This is a genomic window from Aeromonas ichthyocola, assembly GCF_046087985.1.
GTDB classification, from domain to species: Bacteria; Pseudomonadota; Gammaproteobacteria; order Enterobacterales; family Aeromonadaceae; genus Aeromonas; species Aeromonas rivipollensis.
Window position 1 is genome coordinate 183253 of the sequence record NZ_JBJSWH010000003.1, and the last position, 25084, is coordinate 208336.

Consider the following 25084-nt stretch of genomic DNA (forward strand, 5'->3'; position numbering starts at 1 on the left):
AAACCGTGGGTCATGCCACGGTTTTTTCTTTCTGGGTCCCGACCAACGTGCAGGCAAAGATGCAATATCAACTCATTTCACAGCAAGCCGAACTGGAGCAGTATCTCGCTTCCCTGGCCGACGTTCCCCTGGCCATAGATACCGAATTCGTTCGCACCCGTACCTACTATCCCCAGCTCGGTCTGTTCCAGATCTATGACGGCGAACGCCTCGCCTTGCTGGATCCCCTGACCCTGGATCTTTCGGGGCTGTGGCAGCGGCTCGGCCGGGCAGGGCAGATCGCCATACTGCACGCCTCGGGTGAAGATCTGGAGCTCATCCAGCATCAGGCGGGCCACCTGCCCAACCAGATGCACGACACCCAGCTCGCGACGGCATTTCTGGGTTACGGCGTCTCGGTCGGCTTCGGCGCCCTGGTCAAGGAGTTCCTCGGCGTGGAGCTGGAAAAGGATCAGGCCCGCACCGACTGGCTGGCCCGCCCGCTCACCGCGCGCCAGCTCGAGTACGCGGCGGCGGATGTCTTCTACCTGATGCCCCTCTACGAGAAGGTGATGGCCAGGCTGCACGAGAGCGGCAAGTTTGCCTGGTTCGAGCAGGAGTGCCAGAACCACTCCGCCCGCAAGACCCAGGGCAGCGATCCCCGTCAGGCCTACCTCGAGATCATCAACGCCTGGCAGCTGGGTCGGCGCGAGCTGGCCATTCTGCGCGAGCTGGCCGCCTGGCGCCAGCAAGAGGCGGTGCGCCGGGATCTGGCTCTGAACTTCGTGGTCAAGGAGCTGCACCTGTTCAAGGTGGCGGAGCGTCGGCCTACTTCATTGCGGGATCTCAACGAGCTGGGGCTGGCCCCCATCGAGATCAAGATCCACGGCAAGCGAATGCTGGACATAGTCGCGGCGGCCCAGCAGAGCGACCCCGAAGGCTGGCCCGAGCCCATTCGCCGACTGGTGGACTTCCCCCAGTACAAGGCCGAGCTCAAGCGCATCAAGGCCATGGTGGAAGAGAAGGCCAAGGCCAGCAATATTCCGCCTGAGCTCGTTGCCAGCAAGAAGATCATCCACCAGTACTTCACCTGGAGCTGGCGGATGAGTGTCGAGGAGCGGGCACGCGCCGACAAGCCCATGCTGCTGCAAGGCTGGCGTCATGAGCTGGTGGGGCATCTGCTGGCCCAGTAACTTGTCGGGAAGCCGCACCGAAAAGGGGAGTCAATGACTTCCCTTTTTTTGTGTCCGTTGCAGTCCGGCCAGCCGGGCGAACAGGCATGAGCGCCCCTGGCGCCGGGGATCACCTATGGCGGGTAAAGGAAGCGGGGAGAGGAGTCACAGATAAATGGCGGGCACTGAGGGTGCCCCCATCAGAGTTCGTGGGCGTGGAATCCCTTGCGATAACGGGTTTCGCAGCGCGGGCAGCGTTGCAGGCTGGGATCCTGATCCAGCTGATCGATGGCAAGCGGCTCCTCGCAATCGGAGCAGAGGCCATAGAGACCCAGTTCCATCTGGCAGAGCGCCGCGTCGAGGCGTTTCAGCCGTGCCACGCTCAGCTCCACCTTGGGCAAGTCGAGGCGACTGGTCAGATCCACCAGTTGATCCCGCTCGCAGCTTCCCACTTTTTGGGCCCAGTCGTCACGACGACAGGCCTTGAGCTGAGCAATCAGCTCTTCTCTTGTTTGCGCCCAATCGGTCAGCAGGCGCTCACGCCATTCGGCCAACCGGGCTTGCGTCACTTCACACACAACAGCCCCCAAAGACGAGTGATAAAACTCGGCCAGTATAGGGAGGCGTGTTGATTATCAAGATGACATGAGTCAAGTAAAGGTCGGTTAGCTCACAGTTTTCGCGGCTTGCAGCAAGGCATCCCGGATAGGTCCCGTCTCCTTATGCAGACGAATATCCTGAAAAAGTACCGCTGCCTGGGGATATTCACGCTTGAGGTAGCTAAACCACTGCTTGATGCGGCTGGGGTAGTAGTCGGCCTTGTCGCTCGCCAGATCCTGCTCTGTGTAGCTCACCATCAGTTGCAACACCTCGGCCCAGCTCATGTGCGGGCAGCCGGTTTTCATCACGTTGGCCAGATTGGGCAGGGAGATGGCGCCGCGGCCCACCATGAGGGCGTCGCAGCCGGAGACGCTGGCGCAGGCGAGGGCATCCTTGTGATCCCAGATCTCGCCATTGGCGGTCACCGGAATGGGCAGGGCGCGGCGGATGAGATCCACGTATTCCCAGTGCGCTGGCGCCTTGTAGCCTTCGCGCTTGGTGCGGGCATGGACTGCGAGCTCGTTGGCGCCCCCCTGGAAGACCGCCTGGGCGTTGTCCATATAGAGCTCCTTGTCATCGTAACCCAGGCGGATCTTGGCGCTCACCGGCAGGTGGGCAGGGACGGCTTCGCGCACCGCCTTGACGATGCGATAGACGGTCTCTGGCTCCTTGAGCAGCACGGCGCCCCCCTTGCTCTTGTTGACCGTGGGGGCGGGGCAGCCGAAGTTGAGATCGACCCCGGGAGAGCCGAGCTCGATGGCTCGCACTGCGTTTTCGGCGAGCCATTCGGGGTGCTGGCCCAGCAGTTGCACCCGCACCGGGGTGCCGGCACGGGTCTTGCCATCCTGCTTGAGTTCGGGGCAGAGGCGATAGAACACCTTGGCGGGCAGCAGCTGATCGACGACCCGGATGAACTCGCTGACACAGAGGTCGTAATCGTTGACGGAGGTGAGAACCTCCCGCATCAGGTGATCCAGCACCCCCTGCATGGGGGCCAAAATAACGCGCATAGCTACTTCCGAAGACAAGGGGAGAAAAAGAGCGCAGATTGTAGTGGCAATGGGCGGCGTTGTCAGCCGTCTGCCCACTCGATGGGCCTAATCGACTGTCGCCGCATGGACCAGGCTGCCAGCTTCCGGACCAACTCTGTTAGGCTAAAGGCAGAGATGCATTCAGAGGAGTACCCATGAAACGCTGGTGTCTGATGGCCCTGGGCTGGCTTGCCTTCGCCACCGGGATAGTCGGGATAGTCCTGCCCCTGCTGCCGACCACCCCCTTCATGTTGCTGGCGGCGGCCCTCTTTGCCCGCTCGTCACCCCGTTTTCACCGCTGGCTGCTGGCGCACCCCTGGTTCGGGCCCCCCATCCATGACTGGCAGCAATATCGCGGCATTCGGCGCCATGCCCGGCGCCGTGCCATTGTCTTCATCCTGCTCTCCTTCTCGGTGTCGCTGCTGGTGGTGCCGCTGCCCTGGGTGAGGCTGCTGCTGGTTGTCATAATGGTGATCCTGCTCACCTGGTTAATGCGTCTGCCGGTGCTGGAGCCAGTTGCAATGGAGAAGTGAAATCCCTAAGCTATTGCGGCAATAATGCTATGGAGTCGGCCTGTCATTTTTTGCATGACGGGCCTTTTTATTGCCCGCTGGCGGGCAGCGCAAGAGACGCCACGCCTGGGCTCAAAAATAAGCGGTCAAATAATGAATCCGGATACCCTGAAGTTTATCGAAGCGAGCATCAAGACCATTCCCGACTATCCGAAGCCGGGCATACTGTTTCGCGACATCACCAGCCTGATCGAGAACGCCGAGGCCTTCAAGGCCACCATAGATCTGCTGGCCGAGCATTATCGTGATCAAGGGATCACCAAGATCGTCGGCACCGAGGCCCGCGGTTTCATCTTCGGCGCCCCTGTGGCCTTCGCCATGGGATTGGGCTTCGTGCCGGTTCGCAAGCCGGGCAAGCTGCCCCGCGCCATCATCGAAGAGTCCTATGCCCTCGAGTACGGCACCGACACCCTGCAACTGCACACCGACGCCATAGTGCCCGGTGACAAGGTGCTGGTGGTGGACGATCTGCTGGCAACCGGCGGCACCGTCGATGCCACCGTCAAGCTCATTCGCCGCGCCGGCGGTATCGTTGCCGATGCGGCCTTCATCATCTCCCTGCCGTCGCTGGGCGGTGATGCCCGCCTGACCGCCGCTGGCGTCAAGGTGGTCTCGCTGGTGGAACTCGCGGGCGAGTAAGCCCCCTTGGCAGGCGGGCCTCGTCAACCCGCCAATGCCCCGAACCGGTGCCTGAATGGGCACCGGTTTGAAAATCAAGCGATCCCTCCCACGGCGGCCGATAGCCCATACAGCCCGCCCTGCATTTGTGTTAGCATCCTGCCTCAATGCCTCGTTTTCCAGCATCGAGATCTATGAGCTATCAGGTTCTGGCGCGTAAATGGCGCCCCCATACGTTTGAACAAGTGGTTGGCCAGCAACATGTGCTGACCGCCTTGACCAATGCCCTGGATCAGGGACGGCTGCATCACGCCTACCTGCTGAGCGGCACCCGCGGGGTCGGCAAGACCACCATAGCCCGCATCCTGGCCAAGAGCCTCAACTGCGAGCAGGGGATCAGCAGCCACCCGTGCGGCGTATGCGACACCTGCCGCGAGATCGATCAGGGCAACTTCGTCGATCTGCTGGAGATCGATGCGGCCTCGCGCACCAAGGTGGAAGACACCCGCGAGCTGCTCGACAACGTGCAGTACCGCCCGGCCCGCGGCCGCTTCAAGGTGTATCTCATCGATGAGGTGCACATGCTGTCGCGCCACAGCTTCAATGCGCTGCTCAAAACCCTGGAAGAGCCGCCCCCCTATGTGAAGTTCCTGCTGGCCACCACTGACCCGCAGAAACTCCCCATCACCATCTTGTCCCGCTGCCTCCAGTTCCACCTCAAAAGCCTGGATCAGAGCCAGATCGCCAAGCAGCTGGAGTGGGTGCTGGATCAGGAAGGTCAGCCGTTCGAGCCCCGCGCCCTGCTGGCCCTGGCCAAGGCGGCCGACGGCAGCATGCGCGATGCCCTGAGCCTCACCGATCAGGCGCTGGCCCACGGCAATGGCAGCGTGCGTCTCGACAGCGTGCTGACCATGCTGGGCACCCTCGACCATCACCACCTGCACCAGTTGCTGGAGGCCATACTGCGCCAGGATGCCCCGGCCACCATGGCCAAGATCACCGAAATCGCCACCCTGGGGCCGGACTTCGATCAGCTCCACGCCGAGCTGGAAGCCTTGCTCCATCGCGTCGCCATGGCCCAGCTGCTCCCTGCCAGCGTGCAGGAGCAGGGGGCGGATGCGGATGCTCTGCTGCAACTGGCGGGGGCCATGAGCCCGGAAGAGGTGCAGCTCTGCTACCAGATAGTGCTGGGGGGGCGCAAGGACCTGCCCTGGGCGCCCGATGGCCGCACCGCGCTGGAGATGACCTGCCTGCGGATGCTGGCCTTCTCGCCGCGCCGCGAGGCGGTGCATCCCGCCAATCTGAGCGCCTTGCCCGTTTCCATGGGCGCACTGCCCGGGGCGGGGAGGGAGGCCGTATCGACCCTGCCGGGAAAGCCGTCAGGGGCTGAGCCAGCCCCGCATCAGGCCGCGATGACGGCCAGCACGGCTGCGCCCGCAGCCCTGACGCCGACAGCGCCGCTCTTCGCGGTGCAGGCCGATGAGCCGGCTTCCGGCGACGATGAATCAAACGCGATTCTCTTTGCCGAGCAGCATGAGCTGCTAGAAGAGGCGCAGCGGATGGGGTACGAGGCGCAGCCGATGCAGCCAGAGCCTCAGACTGGTGGCGCGCCCCAGGCAGTGGAAGCACAGCCCCTTGAACCCGAGCAGCCGGCATCCTCCCATGAGGAGACCCTGCCGACGGCGGCTCCTGCCATAGCCCCTGAACCCGAAGCTGCCCCCTCGGCGGCCTCCAGCATGCAGAGCCTGCTGGGCAAGCGCAATCTGCTGCGCAGCCGGTTGCGGGGCGACGGCGGGGCGGCGACCAGCTCTGTGCCCCCCAGGGCGACGCCGAGCAAACCGGCTGCGCCCCTGGCCATTCCCGCCGTGCAACCTGTGGCGCCAGCGCCTTCGGTACCTGCCAGGCAGGCCGCTGCGGCGCCCGCCTATGCCGGGCCCATGACGGGCTATGAGGATCTGCCGCCCCTCGAGGCCTATGACGACAGCGGCAGCGATTACGAGGAATATCTGAATCAGGGCTTCGGCGACGGGCCGGTCAGCGCTCCCGCAGCGCAAGCGTTGGCGCCAAGGCCGAGTGCTCCGCAAAAGGCCAGTCCCGCCTCGGATGACTTGCCCCCCTGGGATCTGGACGGCGCACCCGCCAGGGCCGCCGCTGCCCCCGTCGCCGCAGCGCCAGTTACGACGCCCCTTGCCGTGCCCGAAAACGTGCAGCCAACGGCGGCTCAGGTGATGGAGACCATCGACTGGGATGAGCTGGAGAGCGACGCCCAGCCGGATGAGGGGGAGGAGGTCACCCGCCTGATCCCCTCCTCTCTGCTGGTCAATTGCGGCGACGCTTGGGCCGAGCTCATCGCCCGTACCGGGGTCGGTGGCCGGTTGCGTCAGCTCGCCATCAACTCTGTGATGACCCGGAAGGGGGACTTGGTGTCCCTGGTGCTCAAGCCAGAGCAGCGCCACCTGGTCAGCGATAGAGCTTTGGCCGATCTGGCCGAGATCATAGGCCCAGAATTGGGGCAGACGGTGGGTCAGCCGGTGCGTGTCGAGGTGACCCTGGGCACGGATCCGGCGCGGGAGACGCCGCTCGAGATCGAGCATCGCCTCTATCTGGGGGTACGTGAGCAGGTGAGCCGGGATCTGGCGGACGATCCCAATGTGCAGTTCCTGCAGCAGCGATTCGGCGCCGTGCTCCATCCCGAGAGCATCGAGCCCCTGAGCCGTTGAGCGCTATGAGTTAAATCCCATGCCGGGACTCGAGTTCCGGTTGAAAAATCTTTTGGCTGCCCCCATATCCGGGGTAGAACAAGCCCACAGCCCGGCGCTGGATGCCGGATTTCAAGACGAGAGACGACCTATGTTTGGTAAAGGTGGAATGGGTAACCTGATGAAACAGGCCCAACAGATGCAAGAGCGCATGCAGAAGATGCAAGAGCAGCTGGCTCAGATGGAAGTCGTCGGCGAAGCCGGCGCTGGCATGGTCAAGGTCACCATGGCCGGCAGCCACAGCGTGCGCCGTATCGAGATCGATCCCAGCCTGATGGAAGATGACAAGGAGATGCTGGAAGATCTGGTCGCCGCCGCCGTCAACGACGCCGTGCGCCGGGTGGAAGAGCAGAACAAGAGTAAGATGGGCGAGCTGACCGGTGGCATGCAACTGCCCCCTGGCTTCAAGATGCCCTTCTAAGGGCTGAACGCCTTTCAAATCTAGAGGCCATCATCCATGGCGATGACGCAGCTGACCGGGTTCCCATCCTGTCAGCTGCGTTTTGTTTTTTCCGTTCCCCGGTTTCCCGGGGCAGGCGTGTATTACTTGTTGCTCTGGACTGCGGTGTAGCTGTTGATCAGATTGCGATAGTCGGGAATGTGGTTGGCGAACAGGGTACCCAGGCCTTCCACGTCATTGCGCCAGTCGCGGTGCAGTTCACAGGCGGCCCCAAACCAGGTCATCAGCTGCGCCCCGGCGGATGACATCCGATCCCAGGCCGAGTGACGGGTGATCTCATTGAAGGTCCCGGAGGCATCTGTGATGACAAACACCTCGTACCCTTCCTCGAGGGCAGACAGGGCCGGGAATGCCACGCATACCTCGGTGACTATGCCGGCGATGATCAGCTGCTTCTTGCCGGTGGCCTTGACCGCCTTGACGAACTCCTCGTTATCCCAGGCGTTGATCTGTCCGGGGCGGGCAATGTAAGGGGCGTCCGGGAAGGTCTCCTTGAGCTCTGTCATCAGCGGGCCGTTGGGCCCGTTTTCGAAACTGGTGGTCAGTATGGTCGGCAGCTCGAAGTACTTGGCCAGCGCGGCCAGCGCCAGCACGTTGTTGCGAAACTTGTCCGGCTCTATATCACGGACCAGCGAAGACAGCCCTGCCTGGTGATCCACCAGCAGTACGGCAGCCTTGTTCTTGTCGAGTTTGACGTAGGGTTTGTTCATGATTTTTCTCCTGATCTGTGGGCAAAGGAGTTAACGCTGGGGATCCAGCACTTCGTTATGTTGCAGCGCCTTGCGGCGCGCTCGATCAACGGCTGTCGGTCGATGGTTTTCAGCGGGTCAGCACCTGGGCGCATTGTCTGCTTGTGCAGCATGCGTTCCTGTTGCCGGCCCGAGGTTCAGCGTCCTATCTGGCCGAAACGGCCACTGTTGTAGTCATTGATGGCCTGCACTATCTCTTCCTGGGTGTTCATCACGAAGGGGCCGTGACCGACTATGGGTTCATTGAGGGGGGCGCCATTGAGCAGCAGCAGCGTCGTATCTTCCTCGACATCCAGCACCAGCTGGCTGCCGCGGCGTTCCATGACTGCCAGCTCGGCGGTGCGGACCGGGTGGCGGCTGCCGAGGCGAATGGCGCCTTTGAGCACAAACAGCGCCGTGGTGTGCCCTTCCGGCAGTTCGAGCGTCACCTGGTGATGGGCCTTCAGACGCATGTCCCAGACGTTCATCGGGGTGAAGGTGCGGGCAGGGCCGCAGGTATCGCCGAGCTGCCCGGCGATGATGCGAGCCTCCCCTGCGCCCTCTGGCAGCGCCACCCGAGGGATCTCGTTGGCGGTGATGCCCTGGTAGCCAGGAGCCGTCATCTTCTCTTTGGCGGGCAAGTTTACCCACAACTGCACCATCTCGAAGGCGCCGCCCGTCCTGGCAAATGCCGGGCTGTGGTACTCCTCGTGGATAAGGCCGGATGCGGCCGTCATCCACTGCACGTCACCCGGACCTATGGTGCCGCCGCCCCCCGAGGAGTCTCTGTGGGAGACGCCGCCCTCATAGACGATAGTCACCGTTTCGAACCCGCGGTGAGGGTGCTGGCCGACGCCGAGTTGATGGGTGGTAGCCGGGAAATTGGCCGGGCCTGCATGGTCCATCAGCAGGAAGGGGGACATCTCTTCGGCGATGTCGTTGTAGGAGAAGATGCTCCTGACAGGGAAGCCATCGCCGACCCAATGCCTCTCGTTGCTGCGCTTGATAAATGCCAGTTCTTTCATCTCAATGCCTCCGTTGGATCAATGGAGACAGTGTAGAAAGTAGTCATTTACCGGACTAGATGGTTAAATAAGAAAACACTTTCTAATGAGTTGGAAGATGGACTTCAATCAGGTCGTCGTATTCGTCAAGGTCGTGCAAGCGGGCAGCTTCAGCGCGGCGGCGCGTCTGCTGGGGCTGCCGACCTCCACCGTCAGCCATCGGGTGGCCATGCTGGAGAAGCGTCTGGGCGTCACCCTCTTGCAGCGGACCACCCGCAGGTTGCACCTGACCGATGCCGGACAGATCTATTACGACCACGCCTCGGCCGGCCTGGTGCATGTGCTTGACGCCGAGGCGGCGGTGACCGAGGCGCGGGAAGAGCCCTGCGGGCTGCTGCGCATCACGGCTCCCGTGGATATCGGCAACCAGATCCTGTCGTCCATCCTGGGGCAGATGCGCAGCCAGTGGCCCAAGGTCGATGTGGAGCTGGTGCTGATGAACCGCTACGTGGATCTGGTCGCCGAGGGGGTCGATGTCGCCATTCGTACCGGCCTTCTCAAGGACTCGACCCTGATCGCCAAGCAGGTGGGCATAGCGCGCTGGGCCCTGTTTGCCAGCCCGGATTACCTTGCCAGCGCCGGGGTGCCAGATGCACCTCAGGCGCTGCGACAGCATGCCTGCCTGCAGTTCACGCCACTGGGCAAGGAGGCCTGGGTACTTCACGACGGGGCCGCCAACAGTGTGACCGTTTCTTTAGCCCGGCAGACACTGATCAACGATGTCGGCCTGATCATGACCATGGTGCAGGCTGGCGGTGGGGTGGCACTGTTGCCCTCCTACCTGTGTCGCCAGGCCTGCGAAGAGGGGAGACTGGTGCCTGTCCTGCCCGAATGGCATGGCAAGGCGGATCCCATCCATATCGTCTATCCCAGGCAGCGCTTCATGGCCCCCAGGTTGCGCGCCTTCGTGGATCTTGCCACGCTGACCCTGCGTCAATGGCTCGAATGACGGGTCGCCGAGGCGGTAACGGTGCCCAACCCCATAAATAAACAAAGCGCCTGATGGCGCTTTGTTTATTTGATATCACGTCAACCTAGCTGAGCCAGCCCATCGCCATGGCCAGCCGGCCGCACAGGGCCGCCAGCAGGATGCCAAGCAGGGTGCGCAGCAGCCAGATCACCACCAGCTGCCCCAGGCTCACCGGGATCTTGGTGGCCAGGATGCAGGGGATGGAGGCGGAGAAGAAGAGCACAGAACTCACCGAGACCACGGCGGTCACATAGCGCACCAGCAGATCCGCATCCTTGAGCAGAATGGCGGGCAGGAACATCTCCGCCAAGCCAGCCGAGAGCGCTCTTGCGGTCTCCAGCGGCTCTCCCAAGTCCAGCAGCCAGGTGAGGGGCCACAGCAGCCAGCCCAGCAGATCAAACAGCGGCGTGTGCTGGGCCAGCAGCAGCCCCAGCAGGCCGACGGACAAGATGGTGGGCACCACGGCGGCGGCCATGTAGAGGCCATCCTTGAGGTTGTCCTGCAACTGCCGCAGCACGGGATCCGCCTGGCTGGACTGGGTGAGCCCGGAGGCCAGCGCCGCTTGCCAGCGGCTCATGCCCTCCGGCAGCGGCTCGTCGGTCTCGCCCTGGTGCGCCATGGTGCTGATGGGGGGAACCCGCGCCAGGATGGCGGTGATGACGAAGGTGATGACCAGGGTGGACCAGAAGTAGAAGTTCCAGTGCCCCATCAGGTTGAGGGTCTTGGCCACTATGATCATGAAGGCGGCGGAGACGGTGGAGAAGCCGGTGGCGATGATGACAGCTTCCCGTACCGTGTACTTGCCCGCGAGGAAGACCCGGTTGGTGATGAGCAGGCCCACCGAGTAGCTGCCGACGAAGGAGGCGACCGCATCGATGGCGGAGTGGCCCGGGGTGCGCCAGAGTGGGCGCATCACCGGTTGCATCAGCACGCCGATGAGCTCCAGCAGGCCGAAGCCGAGCAGGAAGGTGAGGGCCATGGCGCCTATGGGCACTATGAGGCCCACCGACATGGCCAGCTTGTCAAAGAGGAAGGGCAGGCGATCCGGCGTCATCAGCCAGGCGGGGCCCCAATCGGCCACATACATGATGGCCAGCCCCAGCCCGAGCAGCTTGAACAGGCTCAGCAGTCTGTCGATGGGGCGGGCGCGCCAGCGACCATCCAGCAGCGGGCTGATGGCACCATAGGCGATCAGCAGCAGGATCAGCCCCAGGGCGAGCGGGCGCTGCGCCATCAGGAAGCCCGCTAGGTGATCCACCAGTATGGTGCTGCGGCCCGCGAGCTCGAAGGGCACGAAAAAGATGGCGATGCCGAGCACACTGGTCAGCAGCAGTTTGATGCCAGCCCCTGAGCGGGCAGGGGCGGTAAGTGCGTGTTCAGGTTCCATTTCCTCTCCTTGTGATCCACATGGTTCAACTCCCTTGATGACCTAATTTGTATATACAATATCGATGCAAGTCCAAAATGGAAACAACAAATACACCAAAAAGCAACATTTGATGAAAATGGAATCCGTATGACGCTTTTCTATGGAGGAGTGCGATCGCGGCACTGTGGGCAGCTGTCTGGTCGTGACAGAGCGGCCGCGCAAGGGACGTCATGGGAAAAGAGGCAAAGGGGGAGGATAGACAGGAGCCGGGCAAATAACGCTTTTCCATAACGACCAAAAAAGCGGAAAACCTGAGCCCGGATTTAAACATTTTCACTGCCCTCATCGAGGGAGGCTTTCTTATAACTATTTATGAAATGCTCATAAAGCCTTTGTTCATTTGACTACTTTTCGAGTATCTCATTGCGGAGTAAGATGCCACTTCAATAAAAATAAGAATTAGGAGTTCGGGTGTGAAGGCATTAGAGAAAGAAAGGATATCGCCCTATATCAGCCAGTTATACGAGTGCGGTATTAATGATTCTGACATTAAGTTGGTGGTGGACCAATTTCGCGCCGACCTGTCCGGCAGTTCATCCCTGTTTTTATTGCGGGATGATGACAAGAGCGACGGAATAAAGCTCTTTTCCAGCGGCTTGACCGAGGCCCAGCAGCAATTTTATGTGCAACACCATCGCCAGGATGTGTGGTTCAATCATTATCTGGACAAGGGCTGCCAGGGGATCGTCAGCGCCAATACCATCTCCAGCTCGGTGGGGCTGCTGGCCAGCTTCGGTGCCCAGTTTGCGGCGGGCGGCGTCTGTCGGGTGAAGGGGCGAGGTCTCAGCACCCTGTGCAGTTACCGCGGCGCCGCTCAGGATGACTTCAGCAGCCGGGATCTCAGCTCCTTGACAGAGATCTATTCTGGTCTGGCCGCCTGGAGCCAGCATTATTGGAACCTGCTGGCCCTGGAAACCCAGAACTATCAGCTGCAGCAACTGGTGAAAAACCATAATAAGCCCAGCGCCATCATAGATGACAAGGGGCATATTCATTATTCCAATGTGGCGTTCAACCGCATCGCCGATGAAAACGTCGAGCTGCGGGCGGTCAATGGTATTTTCTCTTTGCAAAATAAGGAGCAGCAACGTCAGCTCAAGGAGACCTTGAATGGCTTTGCCTATTTGCTGCCAGGCGCCAGCGCCTATATGTCCATTCCCCGTCAGTCCAATCTCAGGCCCCTGCTGATCCAGTGCACCCTGATGAGCGGCCTCAGCCGCTTCGAGCGCTATGTGGAAGTGGTATTGCGCGATCCCGAGCACTCCTTCAACCCGGACATAGAGGCGCTGGCCAGCCTCTATCCCCTCACCATTGGCGAGAAGGAGCTGCTGGTGCTGATGAGCAAGGGCTACAGCAGCAACGACATCGCCGAACTGCGCGGTGTCAAAGTGGAAACAGTGCGCTCCACCCTCAAGGGGGTGTTCAAGAAGACCGACTGCCACAGCCAGAACGAGCTGCTGCTGCTGCTGCAATCCATCTCCTGATAGGCACCAGCTATGCTTGGAGTGAGCCGGGCATAGTGCCTGGCTCGCGCCTCCCGTCGGGAGGCCTGTCGGGGGAAGCGTCATGGAATCACTCAAGGCAAGGGATTATATGCAGACCAAGCCCATCACGTTCAGCGCGGACATGATGGTGCAAAATGCGGTCACCAAGTTTCTCAACAGTCATCAGCTCGGCGGCCCCGTGGTGGACAGCCTGGGGCACCTGATTGGCTGGGTGTCCGAGCAGGATTGCATTGCCGTCATGTTGAAAGAGGCCTATCACTGCGAGCAGGTGGCCCAGGTCAAGGATGTGATGCGCAAGGAGGTGCTGGCCGTGGGGCCAGACACCAGCATCCTGGATCTGGCGGAGATGATGATGGGCCAAAAGCCGAAGATCTATCCCGTGGTGGAGGAGGGTCGTCTGCTCGGGGTGATCAGCCGCCACAACGTGATGCAGGCCATTCACGCCCAGCTTGGTACTTGCTTCGTGCATCAGGCCAGGGTTTGATCCGGTTTTGCCGGATCATCGGGAGCAGGCCGGGGGCCTGCTCTTTTTATTGCCCGCAGCGCCATAGAACCTTGCCGGTGCCGCTTTAAGGCTTGCACCGCCCCCGCTCGCTCTTTAGGATCGCTCCCAGCTTATCGATATGGCCCCTCTGGGCACTTATTTAAGGAATTCCTACCTTGTCTCTCTCTATCGAGGCGCTGCGCCGCCGTCTCTCTGCCTGCATGAATCTCGATGCCCGTCGCCTTTCCAGTCGCCTGCACGGGATCAAGAAATTGCCTGAGGGCAAACAGACCGCCATGCTGGAGACCATCGAAGCCGATCTGGCGGTGGCCGAATCGCGCTATCAATCCCGCCTGGCGGGCGTGCCCAGGGTCACTTACCCGGACAACCTGCCGGTCAGCCAGAAGCAGGCGGAGATAGCAAAGGCGATCAGTGAACACCAGGTGGTGATCATCGCCGGGGAAACCGGCTCGGGCAAGACCACCCAGATCCCCAAGATTTGTCTCTCGCTCGGGCGCGGGGTCAAGGGCTATATAGGCCACACCCAGCCGCGGCGCCTCGCGGCCCGCACGGTAGCGGCCCGTATCGCGGAAGAGATGGAGTCAGAGCTCGGCCAGTACGTGGGCTACAAGGTGCGCTTTACCGATCAGGTGAGCGAGCAGACCCATATCAAGCTGATGACAGACGGTATCCTGCTGGCGGAGATCCAGCACGACCGCATGCTGACCCAGTACGACACCATCATCATCGATGAGGCTCACGAGCGCAGCCTCAACATCGACTTCATCCTGGGCTATCTCAAGCAGCTGCTGCCAAGGCGCCCGGATCTCAAGGTGATCATCACCTCGGCCACCATAGATCCCCAGCGTTTCTCCCGCCATTTCAACCAGGCGCCCATCATCGAAGTCTCAGGCCGTACCTATCCGGTGGAGGTGCGCTACCGCCCCCTGTTTGTTGATAAAAAAAGCAGCGACAAGAGCGAGGGGCTGGAGGAGCGCGACGAGCTGCAGGGCATCTTCGATGCAGTCGAAGAGCTGGCCCGAGAGGGGCTGGGGGACATCCTCATCTTCATGAACGGCGAGCGGGAAATTCGTGACACCACCGACGCCCTGCGCAAGCTCAACCTGCGCGACACCGAGGTGCTGCCGCTCTACGCCCGCCTCTCCAACGCCGAGCAGAACAAGGTGTTCCAGCAACATGCCGGGCGGCGCATAGTGCTGGCCACCAACGTGGCGGAAACCTCGCTGACGGTGCCGGGCATCCGCTATGTGATCGATCCGGGCACCGCCCGCATCAGCCGTTACTCCTGGCGCACCAAGGTGCAGCGCCTGCCCATAGAGCCTGTCTCCCAGGCCAGTGCCAACCAGCGTAAAGGGCGTTGCGGCCGGGTGGCGGACGGTATTTGTATCCGCCTCTACTCGGAAGAGGATTTCAACGGCCGTCCGGCCTTTACCGATCCCGAGATCCTGCGCACCAACCTGGCCTCCGTCATCTTGCAGATGTTGGCGCTCGGCCTTGGCAACATGGAGGCCTTCCCGTTCGTCGAGCCGCCGGAGTCGCGCCACATCAAGGATGGCCTGACCCTGCTCAAAGAATTGGAGGCGGTCAAAGAGCTGCCCGGCACCCGGGAGCAGGAACCCAAGTTGCAGCTGACCGAAACCGGTCGCCAGCTGTCTCGCATTCCCCTCGATCCGCGGCTCGCCAAGATGGTGATCACGGCGGCGCAAACCGGCTGTCTGAGCGAGGTGATGGTGATCACCGCCGGCCTCAGCATCCAGGATCCCCGCGAGCGGCCCATGGAGAAGAAACAGGCCGCCGACGAGCAGCACAGACGCTTCGAGGACAAGGATTCCGATTTCTTCGCCTTCGTCAATCTGTGGAATTACCTCAAAGAGCAGCAGGATGTCCTGGGCAGCAACCCCTTCCGCCGCATGTGCCAGAAGGAGTTTCTCTCCTACCTGCGGGTGCGCGAATGGCAGGACATTCACTTCCAGCTACGCCAGACGGTGAAAGAGCTTGGCTTCAAAGCCAACCATGAGCCGGCGGATTTCAAGACGGTGCACTGCGCCCTGCTGACGGGGCTGCTCAGCCATATCGGCAACAAGGATCTGGAGAAGCCGGAGTTTCTCGGCGCCCGCAACGGTCGTTTCCACCTCTTCCCGGCCTCGGGCTTGTTCAAGAAGCCGCCCAAGTGGGTGATGGCCGCAGAATTGGTGGAGACTTCCCGCCTCTACGCCCGCATCAACGCCAAGATCGAGCCGGAATGGGTAGAGCCCCTGGCGGCGCACCTCATCAAGCTGCACCACAGCGACCCCCACTGGTCGAAGAAAAACGGCGCCGTCATGGCCAAGGAGAAGGTAACCCTCTACGGCCTGACGCTGGTCAACGAGCGCACCATCAACTTCAGCCGCATCGATCCTGCCCAGTGCCGCGAGCTCTTCATTCGCCGCGCCCTGGTGGAGGGGGACTTCGAGACCCGCCACCGCTTCTTTGGCGAGAACCGCAAGCTCCTGGCCGAGGTGGAAGCGCTGGAGCATAAATCCCGTCGTCGCGACATCCTGGTGGATGACGAGGATCTGTTCCGCTTCTACGATGCCCGCCTGCCGGAGGAGGTGATCTCCGCCCGTCACTTCGACAAGTGGTGGAAAGAGGCGCAAAAGCAGGATCCCGAGCTGCTCAACTTCGAGAAAGAGATGCTGATGAAGGGGGATGCGGCCCACATCAGCGATCTCGACTACCCCAACTTCTGGCAGCAGGGGCGCCTCAAGCTCAAGCTGACCTACCAGTTCGAGCCGGGGGAGGCCGCCGATGGCGTCACCCTGCATATTCCGTTGCCGCTCTTGAACCAGGTGGAGGTGAAGGGGTTCGAATGGCTGATCCCCGGGCTGCGCCATGAACTGCTGGTGGCCCTCATCAAGTCGATGCCCAAGCCGATGCGCAAGAACTTCGTGCCGGCCCCGAACTACGCCGATGCGCTGCTCGCCACCCTCAATCCCGAGCAGGGGCCGCTGTTGGACGAGATGGAGCGTCAGCTGCGCCGCATGACGGGGGTCACTGTGCCCCGGGAAGCCTGGGACTGGGCATCGGTGCCCGATCACCTGAAACTCACCTTCCGGGTGGTGGATGACAAGCACAAGCCCATCGCGGAAGGCAAGGATCTGGAGGCGCTGAAGGAATCCCTGCGCGGCAAGGTGCAGGAGACCCTGTCCCAGGTGGCGGACGACGACATAGAGCAGTCGGGTCTCACCCTGTGGAGCTTTGGCGAGCTGCCCCAGGAGTACAGCCAGAAGCGCAGCGGCTTCGAGGTGAAGGCCTATCCGACCCTGGTGGATCAGAAGGACTCGGTCGCCATCCAGCTGGTGGAGAGCCCGGTGGCCCAGCAGCAGTTGATGTGGGCGGGCCAACGCCGACTGGTGCTGCTCAACGTGCCGTCCCCCATCAAGTATCTGCAGGAGAAGCTGCCGAACAAGGCCAAGCTGGGGCTTTACTTCAACCCCTTCGGCAAGGTGGCCGAGCTGATTGACGACTGCATCGCCTGTGGCTGTGACAAGCTCATGGAGCAGCACGGCGGCCTGGCCTGGGACGAGGCCGGTTTCGAGTCGCTCAAGGAGTTTGTCCGCGCCGAGCTCAACGACGCCGTGGTGGAGGTGGCCAAACAGGTAGAAGCCGTGCTGACCCTCTCCCATGAGATCAAGAAGCGGCTCAAGGGCAAGATGCAGCTCGACACCGCCTTTGCCATGTCGGACATCCAGTTGCAACTGGGCAACCTCATTCACAAGGGGTTCGTGACCGAAACCGGCTGGCAGCGGCTGCCTGACTTGCTGCGCTACCTGCGCGCCATCGAGCGGCGCCTCGAGAAGCTGGCCATCGATCCCAACCGGGACAGGGTTCATATGCTCAAGGTGCAGAGCGTGGAGAGCGATTACAAGGCGCTGCTCGCCAAGATCCCCAAATCCCAGCCGATCCCCCCCGAGGTGGCCAATATCCGCTGGATGATTGAGGAGCTGCGGGTCTCCTTCTTCGCCCAGCAGCTGGGGACGCCGTACCCCATCTCGGATAAACGGGTGCAGAGCGCCATCGCCCAGTGCTAAGCTGCTATCTATCTGTTTTCTGAGCCATAGTGTGACGAAGATCGTGGCGAAGAGTGCGACGAAGAATGTGGCGATAAGAGCCAGGGAAGCGCCGGAAGGGAGGCCATCACATGCTGGGGATCTGGTTGGGGGTTGCGCTGGTCAACATCAGCGGCTATCAACCCATTGCGGAGCAAACCTGGGTGCAGCTCAACCCGGAGTACTATCCGGTGCACAGGGCCGTGCCTCCCATTTTCGTGGCCTGGCGGGGCAACCAGTTCCCGCCGCTCGAACAAAAGAAGAAGAACGGCCACTGGCAGATCCTGTTTCCCGCCCGTCTGGTGCCCCCCTTCGATCTGTTCGAAGGGGAGGCCCAGCTCTCCAAGGCCTATCTGGCCAGGCTCAAGCGCATCGATGAGATGGCCTATGGCATGGCCCCGCATTCGGCCGTGCAGCCCGTCGCCAGCGGCTCTCTCGCCCCTCAGGATCAGGGAGGGGCGGCCTTTATTGCCGAGTTCTCCTTGCCGGGCTCGAGTGCGGGGAGGGGGCGGATGCCGCAGCGCGAGCCGCTGCTGGCCAACTTGATGGGGCGGGCTGCTCCCATCCCTCAGGGGACTCCCGTTCAGGTCGGGGCCGTGCAGATCGCCACCCTGGGCCAGGGAGCCGAGGGGACCACTCTCACCCTGTCCGCGACCGCAGCGGGAGGGGCGTCGCGAGTCTGTCACCAGGTGGCGGCGGGGGAGACGCTTTGGCGCATCGCCAGCCAGCTCCAGGCACAGGTGGGCAGCGGGTCTGATACCTACAGCTATCTGCTGGCGCTGGTGCAGGAGAATCGCCCCGGGATGGGGAAGGGGATAAGGGTACAGACAGGCCAACGCCTCTACTGCCCCAAGGCCGAGACCCTGGCTCAGTTTGACGCCATGAGCCCGGCCCAGCGCCAGCAGCAGTTTGCCCGTCTGGAGCAGGGGCGCTGAGCCGCCTTTGGATAAGATCTGATGCTGCTGAGGGGCGGGGCAGATGGCGAGTCGCGCGTCCCTTGTATCCACCCCGGGCCCATGCTAGTATTCGCGCTCGTTTTGCGAGGTGCTGACCGGTCGCAGTCAACACCATATATTCATCTTAAAAGAGATAACCACTATGTCTTTCGTATTCCAAGCTGAAGTCCGTTCTGACCTGGGGAAAGGTGCGAGCCGCCGCCTGCGTCATGCTGACCAAGTTCCTGCCATCGTTTACGGTGCAGGCAAAGAAGCCGTGTCCGTTACCCTGGACCACAAAAAGCTGATCCTGGCCCAAGAGAAGCCGGAGTTCTACTCCTCCGAGCTGACCCTGGTCATCAACGGCGAAGAAGTAAAAGTAAACGTCAAGGCGATCCAACGTCACCCGGTACGTTACAAGCTGGTTCACCTGGACTTCGTACGCATCTAATTGCGTCAGTCCGGTTGAATGAAAAGCCACTCCTCGGAGTGGCTTTTTGCATTCTGGCGTTCATGCGCAGGCATGGAAGAGGGCGACCCTGGGGTCGCCCTCTCGTCTTTTTCCTCTCTACCAGACCGGCTGGCTGAGGTAGGGATTGCTCGCCTTCTCGCGACCCAAGGTGGAGCTGGGGCCGTGGCCGGGCACGAAGACGATGTCATCCCCAAGGGGCAGCAAGGTCTCGGTGATCGACTTGATCAGGGTGGCGTGATCGCCACGGGGAAAATCGGTACGGCCTATGCTGCCGGCAAAGAGCACGTCTCCCACCCAGGCGAGTCGTTCTGCCTGGCAGAGCAGCACTATGTGCCCCGGGGTATGGCCCGGACAGAAATAGACCTCCAGCTCGCAGTGGCCCAGCTGCACCTTGTCGTCTTGCTCGAGCCACTGGTCGGGACAAAATGCCGGGGTATGGGCGAAGCCGAACATCTGGCTCTGCTGGGGCAGCATGTCGAGCCAGAAGGCATCTTCCTTGTGGGGCCCGGTGATGGATACGCCGGTCTGCTCGCGCAGATGGTTGGCGGCCCCCACGTGATCCAGATGACCGTGGGTCAACAGGATGTGGGTCAGGGTCAGCCCCCGTTTGGCGATGGCCGCCAGCAGTTTGTCCGCCTCGCCACCCGGGTCGATCAGCGCCGCCTGATGGGTCTCGTCACACCAGATGAGGGAACAATTCTGGGCGAAAGGGGTGACCGGGATCACCTCGAACTTCAACATGTGGGACTCTCCTGAGGGGGCTGACGGGCGTGCTGCTCGGCGAAGTAGGCGAGGCAGGCCTGCTTGTCACCGCGAAACTGGATCCGCTCGCGCTTGTTGTTCAGCTGATAGAGGTACATGGGGTCATAGTAGCGGGTCAGCAACAGGCGGATCCAGGCGAGGTGCAGCGCTGTATCTCCCGTGCTGGCCTGCTCCTTGAGGGCGGCCTGCATCAAGCCATCCAGCTCCCGGTGATCCTTGTCCCCGAGGCGGCGCTTGAGCCGGGCCAGGGCATCGGTCAGGTAGCCGGCAAACAGCGGCCAGCCGTCCTCGGCGCCATACATCTCCAGATAGCGTTGCCAGAGATCCTGCACGTAATCCACCCGGATCTGCTCTGCTCGCTCCTCCTGGGGCACCTCTACCACCACCAGGGGGGCCTGGCACATGGCTTCATAGAGGCTAAGAGGCAGGGCGCAGCGACCGATGAGGCGGCTTTCGTCTTCCACCACGAAGGCGTTTTCGCCCTGGTGGCGGCGCTTGAGCAGCTCTATGGCCAGCCGGTTCTCGAAGTTGATGTTGCTGGGCTGGCCTCCCGGCAACTGGCCAAAGGAGGATCCCCTGTGATGGGCGTGCCCTTCCAGATCCACCGACTGGGCAATGTTGGCCAGCATGTGGGTCTTGCCGGAGCCTGTCATGCCGGTCAGCACGTGCCAGTGGCACTGGGCGCTGGCGCTCTCCTGGGTATCGATGAGAAAGCGGCGCAGCTCCTTGTAGCCGCCGGCCACCCGGGGGCGGATGACCCCCGCCTCGGACAGCCACTGCTGCACCGTCTGCGAGCGCAGGCCGCCGCGAAAACAGTAGAGCAGGGCATCTGGCTGCTGGCGCAACTGCGCCAGCCATCCTTCGATACGCGCGGCGCGCACGGCGCCCCCCACCAGCTTGTGGCCGAGTTCAATGGCCGCCGCCTGACCCTGCTGCTTGTAACAGGTGCCCACCTGGGCGCGTTCGTCATCCGTCATCAGCGGCAGGCTGACGGCGTTGGGAAAGGCCCCTTCCTGGAATTCGACGGGGGCGCGCAGATCGATGAGGGGCACATCCTCCAGGAAGATGGCGGCGAGATCCCTGGCCAGTGGCAGCTCACTCATCGCGCATTCCCCCGGCAGGCCGGTGCCGTCTTGGCAACAAACCGCAGTGCACTCATTGGATGACCTCGATAAAGCGCGCGCCATCCAGTGCCTGCAAGCGGCCAATGGGGGAGAGGCTCAACCCGGCCTGCTCGGCAATGGCGAGGAATTCGGCCTCGGTTTCCTGGCCGACGGCCACCAGCAGGCCGCCACTGGTCTGGGGATCGCACAGTATGTTGCGGGTGCGATCACTCATGGCATCGAGCTTGTGGCCGTAGGAGTCGTGGTTGCGCAGGGTACCGCCCGGCACGCAGCCCTCGGACAGGTAGTGATCCACCTCGTCCAGCAGGGGCAGCGCCTTGAAGTCGAGGCGAGCGCATACCCCTGAACCTTCGCACATCTCCAGCAGGTGGCCCGCCAGCCCGAAGCCGGTGACGTCCGTCATGGCGTGCACGCCGGGCAGGGCCGCAAACTGCTGGCCAATCTTGTTGAGAGTGCACATGGCGTCGGGGGCCAGTTGCTCGTGCTCGGGTTTGAGCTTGCCCTTCTTCTGGGCCGTGGTGAGGATGCCGATGCCAAGGGGCTTGGTGAGATAGAGCACATCACCCACCTTGGCGGTGTCGTTCTGCTTGATGGCATCGAGCGGTACTATGCCGGTCACCGCCAGGCCGAAGATGGGCTCGGGGGCATCGATACTGTGGCCACCGGCGAGCGAGATGCCCGCCTCGTGACACACCTGACGACCACCGTCGATCACTTGCTGGGCCACTTCCGGGGCCAAGGTGTTGATGGGCCAGCCGAGGATGGCGATGGCGACTATGGGTTTGCCGCCCATGGCGTAGATGTCGCTGATGGCGTTGGTGGCGGCGATGCGACCGAAGGTGAAGGGATCGTCGACGATGGGCATGAAGAAGTCGGTGGTGGAGACTATGCCCTGACCGTTGCCGATGTCCACCACGGCGGCGTCATCCTTGCTGCTGTTGCCGACGATCAGGGTCGGATCGTCAAAGCCTGGGATCTGGCTCTTCAAAATGGTGTCGAGCACCTTGGGGGAGATTTTGCACCCACAGCCAGCGCCGTGGCTGTACTGGGTCAGACGAATGGAAGACATGCTTACCCCTCTTGGTTCAAACTCATGTCGGCGCGCGTGACGCGGCGCGATAACGGTGTGACCTGTGTGAAGGGTCCACCAGAGACGGGTGATCCGGATGGGCGGCGGGCCGGCAGGGCGTGCCGGGTGGCATTGAGAGTCTGGCCCCCAGGGTCGCGCCAACGGAGTCACGGGACGGCGCATTATGCCACAAAGAGCGTGAGGATTCCGAACCCCATTGACGGCAAGAGGGCCAGGGGACTCCAGCCTCATCGGGACTGTGGGTGGCCCCGGCGGCAAAGGAGGCCAGATGGGAATAGACTGGCGGGGTGCCACCCACACAAGGAGTGATCCCGATGAAACTCTATGCCCACCCTTTTTCGTCCTACAGCCAGAAGGTACTGATCGCCCTCTACGAGAATGACGTCACGTTTGATTACCTCAACCTGGAGGCGGCAACGGTGAAGGCCGAACTCGCCAGCCTCTGGCCCCTCAAGCGCTTTCCGGTGCTGGTGGATCAGGGGCGCACCCTGATAGAGAGCAGCACCATCATCGAATATCTCCAATACGCCCATCCCGGTCCCCATTGCCTGGTGCCTGAGGGGGAGGCGGGGATCGAGGTTCACATGCTCGATCGCCTGTTCGACAACTATGTGATGACGCCCATGCAGAAGGTGGTGCTGGACCGGATGCGCCCGGCGGGGGATCACGATGGCTACGGCGTCGCCCAGGCCAGGGAGCTGCTGGACAAGATCTACCCCTGGCTGGACCAGCGCCTCGCCGGACGCACCTGGGCGGCAGGGGAGGCGTTCACCCTGGCCGATTGTGCCGCCGCCCCCTCGCTCTTCTATGCCGACTGGGCCCATGAGATCCCGCACTCATTCACCAGGCTGTGTGCCTACCGCGCCCGCCTGCTGGGTCACCCCTCCATAGTCCGGGTGGTGGATGAAGCCCGGCCCTATCGTCACTACTTCCCCCTGGGGGCGCCGGCTCGCGATTGAGATGAGCCTTGCCCATGGGCGACGCGCGGCCGGCGTGATCACAGGGGGACGCCCATTGATTGATTCAACGATAAGTTAACGGAAACAAAGGGTTGTCATTCGATTCCAGTCCACTATATTGGTTGAGTAGTTATCATTTCGTTGCCAACTCGTATTGGTACTATCAACAAACAGGTTAATCAATTGAGGATTCATGCATGAGACTGACCCAGATTGCCAAGAGTGTTGCATTGGCGGGTATGCTCGTCACCGTGGCCATGCCAGGCTTTGCTCAAGAGAGCCCCAAAGAGGCGACGACAGCGACCAAAGCGGCCAATGATGCCCTCTACAAGCAGCTCCCTTTCGCCAACAAGACAGATTTCACCAATGCCCACAAAGGCTTTATCGCCGCGCTACCAGATGCAGTGATCAAGGGCGAGCAAGGCAATGTGATCTGGGATCCGACCAAATACGCTTTCATCAAGGAGGGGGACAAAGCACCCGATAGCGTCAACCCCAGCCTCTGGCGCCAGTCGCAGTTGATCAACATCAGTGGTCTGTTTGAGGTCACGGATGGCATTTACCAGGTGCGCAACCTCGATCTGTCCAACATGACCATCATCGAAGGCAAGGATGGCATCACCATAGTGGATCCCTTGATTTCGGCGGAGACAGCCAAAATTGGTCTGGATCTCTACTACAAGCATCGCGGCAACAAACCGGTCAAGGCCGTGATCTACACCCACAGCCACGTCGACCACTATGGCGGCGTCAAAGGGGTAGTCAATGAAGAGGACGTCAAGTCCGGCAAGGTCAAGGTCTATGCCCCCGAGGGCTTCATGGAGGCGGCCGTAGCCGAAAACATCATGGCAGGCAACGCCATGAGTCGCCGCGCCAGCTACATGTATGGCAACCTGCTGCCGCCTGATGCCAAGGGGCAGGTGGGGGCCGGGCTTGGTACCACCACGTCCGCCGGTACCGTGACCCTGATTGCGCCAACGAATTACATCACCAAGACGGGTCAGAAAGAGAGTATCGATGGCCTGACCTATGAATTCATGATGGCACCGGGCTCCGAAGCGCCAGCCGAGATGCTCTGGTACATCGAAGAGAAGAAGGCCATCTCTGCGGCCGAAGATGCCACCCATACCCTGCATAACACCTACTCCCTGCGTGGCGCCAAGATCCGCGAGCCGCTGCCCTGGTCCAAGTATCTGAATCAGGCTCTGACCATGTGGGGCGACAAGGCTGAGGTGATCTTCGCCCAGCACCACTGGCCTACCTGGGGGAACGAGGAGGTCACGACACTGCTCAAGTCCCAGCGCGACCTCTATCGCTATATCAACGATGAAACCCTGCGAATGATCAACCACGGCTATACCCGTGACGAAATCGCCGCCAAGTTCAAGCTGCCGGACAACCTGGCCAACACCTGGTCAAGCCGGGGCTACTATGGCTCCATCAGCCACAACGTCAAGGCGACCTATGTGCTCTATCTGGGCTGGTTTGACGGTAACCCGGCCACCCTGGATGAGCTGCCGCCGGTGGAGGCCGCCAAGAAGTATGTCGATTACATGGGTGGAGCCGACAATATCCTGAAAAAAGCGAAAGAGGATTTTGCTCAAGGCAATTATCGCTGGGTGGCTCAGGTCGTGAGCAAAGTGGTGTTTGCCGATCCGGATAACCAGGCGGCTCGCGCCCTGGAAGCCGATGCCCTCGAACAAATGGGTTATCAGGCCGAATCCGGCCCGTGGCGCAACTTCTACCTGACTGGAGCCAAGGAGCTACGCGGGGGTGTCACAAAGCTGGCTACCCCGAATACCGCCAGCCCGGATACGGTGCGTGCCATGTCACTGGATATGTTCTTTGACTACCTGGCAGTGCGTCTGAACAGTGAAAAGGCGGGCAATGCCCATGCAATGCTGAACTTCGACTTCGGTGATCAAGGAGGGAAGTACAAGATCGAGCTGGAAAATGGTGTGCTCAACAACACCGCCAATGCCCAGGACGAGAAGGCCGATGCGACCATCACGCTCTCGCGCGATGTGCTCAATAACCTGCTGCTCAAGCAGACCACCTTCGAACAGGCGGTGGCTGCAGGGGACATCAAGATCAACGGCAATGCCGATAAACTCAAGGAAGTGCTCAGCTATCTGGACAACTTCGAGTTCTGGTTCAACATCGTTACCCCATGATCAAGCCATTAGCTCGACTCCTGCTCTGCGCCCTGGTCCTGGGGGCTTCCCCCACGACCAGGGCTTGCGGCTATGACATGGCCTGGGA

General features: G+C 61.6%; 21 protein-coding genes. 13 read left to right on the top strand and 8 right to left on the bottom strand.

The features are described from left to right. The first annotated feature begins 59 nt into the window (after positions 1-59). On the top strand, positions 60-1172 hold the full coding sequence (gene rnd, locus ACF2JD_RS09615) for a ribonuclease D (protein ID WP_234690035.1): 1113 nt from the start codon (positions 60-62) through the stop codon (positions 1170-1172). A 179-nt stretch (positions 1173-1351) separates the two neighbouring features. Here the strand turns inward: rnd and ACF2JD_RS09620 are convergent, their stop codons facing one another. Beyond that, the gene (locus ACF2JD_RS09620; protein ID WP_111910584.1) at positions 1352-1720 is read right to left on the bottom strand and encodes a TraR/DksA family transcriptional regulator; all 369 of its coding nucleotides are present in this window, start codon (positions 1718-1720) and stop codon (positions 1352-1354) included. 96 nt (positions 1721-1816) lie between these two features. Then, positions 1817-2761, bottom strand: coding sequence for a tRNA dihydrouridine(16) synthase DusC (gene dusC / locus ACF2JD_RS09625; RefSeq protein WP_440987293.1), 945 nt, complete (start codon positions 2759-2761; stop codon positions 1817-1819). Positions 2762-2937: 176 nt separating this feature from the next. On the opposite strand from dusC, the gene ACF2JD_RS09630 reads away from it, so the two are divergent. The 4 genes from ACF2JD_RS09630 (at position 2938) to ACF2JD_RS09645 (ending at position 7152) form a co-directional block, all read left to right on the top strand. Then, the gene (locus ACF2JD_RS09630) at positions 2938-3315 is read left to right on the top strand and encodes a YbaN family protein (protein ID WP_106886813.1); all 378 of its coding nucleotides are present in this window, start codon (positions 2938-2940) and stop codon (positions 3313-3315) included. Between the two features lie 132 nt (positions 3316-3447). Further along, complete coding sequence (gene apt / locus ACF2JD_RS09635) at positions 3448-3993, top strand: adenine phosphoribosyltransferase (RefSeq protein WP_427253265.1); 546 nt, start codon at positions 3448-3450, stop codon at positions 3991-3993. Between the two features lie 173 nt (positions 3994-4166). Then, positions 4167-6692: a DNA polymerase III subunit gamma/tau gene (gene dnaX, locus ACF2JD_RS09640; protein ID WP_440987294.1), complete on the top strand. Its 2526-nt coding sequence runs from the start codon at positions 4167-4169 to the stop codon at positions 6690-6692. A 130-nt stretch (positions 6693-6822) separates the two neighbouring features. Continuing rightward, positions 6823-7152 (top strand): YbaB/EbfC family nucleoid-associated protein, encoded by a 330-nt coding sequence (locus ACF2JD_RS09645; RefSeq protein WP_011706069.1) that lies wholly within the window; start codon positions 6823-6825, stop codon positions 7150-7152. Between the two features lie 122 nt (positions 7153-7274). On the opposite strand, the gene ycaC is transcribed toward ACF2JD_RS09645, so the two are convergent. Next, on the bottom strand, positions 7275-7901 hold the full coding sequence (ycaC, locus tag ACF2JD_RS09650) for an isochorismate family cysteine hydrolase YcaC (RefSeq protein WP_440987295.1): 627 nt from the start codon (positions 7899-7901) through the stop codon (positions 7275-7277). 176 nt (positions 7902-8077) lie between these two features. Beyond that, complete coding sequence (locus tag ACF2JD_RS09655; protein ID WP_440987296.1) at positions 8078-8944, bottom strand: pirin family protein; 867 nt, start codon at positions 8942-8944, stop codon at positions 8078-8080. Positions 8945-9041: 97 nt separating this feature from the next. On the opposite strand from ACF2JD_RS09655, the gene ACF2JD_RS09660 reads away from it, so the two are divergent. Then, complete coding sequence (locus tag ACF2JD_RS09660; RefSeq protein WP_440987297.1) at positions 9042-9932, top strand: LysR substrate-binding domain-containing protein; 891 nt, start codon at positions 9042-9044, stop codon at positions 9930-9932. An 85-nt stretch (positions 9933-10017) separates the two neighbouring features. Here the strand turns inward: ACF2JD_RS09660 and ACF2JD_RS09665 are convergent, their stop codons facing one another. Further along, positions 10018-11340 carry a YjiH family protein gene (locus ACF2JD_RS09665; RefSeq protein ID WP_411165790.1) on the bottom strand — a complete coding sequence of 441 codons (1323 nt, stop codon included), beginning with the start codon at positions 11338-11340 and terminating at the stop codon, positions 10018-10020. A 455-nt stretch (positions 11341-11795) separates the two neighbouring features. Here ACF2JD_RS09665 and ACF2JD_RS09670 point away from each other — a divergent pair, with 455 nt between their 5' ends. From ACF2JD_RS09670 to rplY, 5 genes are all read left to right on the top strand, one after another. Continuing rightward, positions 11796-12866, top strand: coding sequence for a helix-turn-helix transcriptional regulator (locus ACF2JD_RS09670; RefSeq protein ID WP_111910592.1), 1071 nt, complete (start codon positions 11796-11798; stop codon positions 12864-12866). 82 nt (positions 12867-12948) lie between these two features. Beyond that, entirely contained in the window at positions 12949-13371 is a 423-nt protein-coding gene (locus ACF2JD_RS09675) for a CBS domain-containing protein (RefSeq protein ID WP_106886806.1), read from the top strand. Between the two features lie 176 nt (positions 13372-13547). Then, a complete protein-coding gene (gene hrpA / locus ACF2JD_RS09680; RefSeq protein ID WP_440987298.1) occupies positions 13548-17462 on the top strand; it encodes an ATP-dependent RNA helicase HrpA in 3915 nt (1304 codons plus the stop codon). A gap of 110 nt (positions 17463-17572) precedes the next feature. Further along, positions 17573-18415, top strand: a complete 843-nt coding sequence (locus tag ACF2JD_RS09685) for a hypothetical protein (RefSeq protein WP_440987299.1) — start codon at positions 17573-17575, stop codon at positions 18413-18415. Positions 18416-18578: 163 nt separating this feature from the next. Further along, on the top strand, positions 18579-18866 hold the full coding sequence (rplY, locus tag ACF2JD_RS09690) for a 50S ribosomal protein L25 (protein ID WP_025326956.1): 288 nt from the start codon (positions 18579-18581) through the stop codon (positions 18864-18866). Between the two features lie 117 nt (positions 18867-18983). Here the strand turns inward: rplY and ACF2JD_RS09695 are convergent, their stop codons facing one another. From ACF2JD_RS09695 to selD, 3 genes are read right to left on the bottom strand one after another with little or no spacing between them, the layout of a single operon-like run. After that, positions 18984-19628 (bottom strand): MBL fold metallo-hydrolase, encoded by a 645-nt coding sequence (locus tag ACF2JD_RS09695; protein WP_440987300.1) that lies wholly within the window; start codon positions 19626-19628, stop codon positions 18984-18986. Continuing rightward, positions 19622-20752: a tRNA 2-selenouridine(34) synthase MnmH gene (gene mnmH / locus ACF2JD_RS09700; RefSeq protein WP_440987301.1), complete on the bottom strand. Its 1131-nt coding sequence runs from the start codon at positions 20750-20752 to the stop codon at positions 19622-19624. Before mnmH ends, ACF2JD_RS09695 begins: the two co-directional genes overlap by 7 nt. A gap of 52 nt (positions 20753-20804) precedes the next feature. Continuing rightward, positions 20805-21842, bottom strand: a complete 1038-nt coding sequence (gene selD, locus ACF2JD_RS09705; RefSeq protein WP_440987302.1) for a selenide, water dikinase SelD — start codon at positions 21840-21842, stop codon at positions 20805-20807. Between the two features lie 335 nt (positions 21843-22177). On the opposite strand from selD, the gene ACF2JD_RS09710 reads away from it, so the two are divergent. Both ACF2JD_RS09710 and ACF2JD_RS09715 read left to right on the top strand, forming a co-directional pair. After that, entirely contained in the window at positions 22178-22822 is a 645-nt protein-coding gene (locus ACF2JD_RS09710) for a glutathione S-transferase N-terminal domain-containing protein (RefSeq protein WP_440987303.1), read from the top strand. 197 nt (positions 22823-23019) lie between these two features. Then, positions 23020-24996, top strand: a complete 1977-nt coding sequence (locus ACF2JD_RS09715) for an alkyl/aryl-sulfatase (RefSeq protein ID WP_262110299.1) — start codon at positions 23020-23022, stop codon at positions 24994-24996. Positions 24997-25084 lie beyond the last annotated feature (88 nt).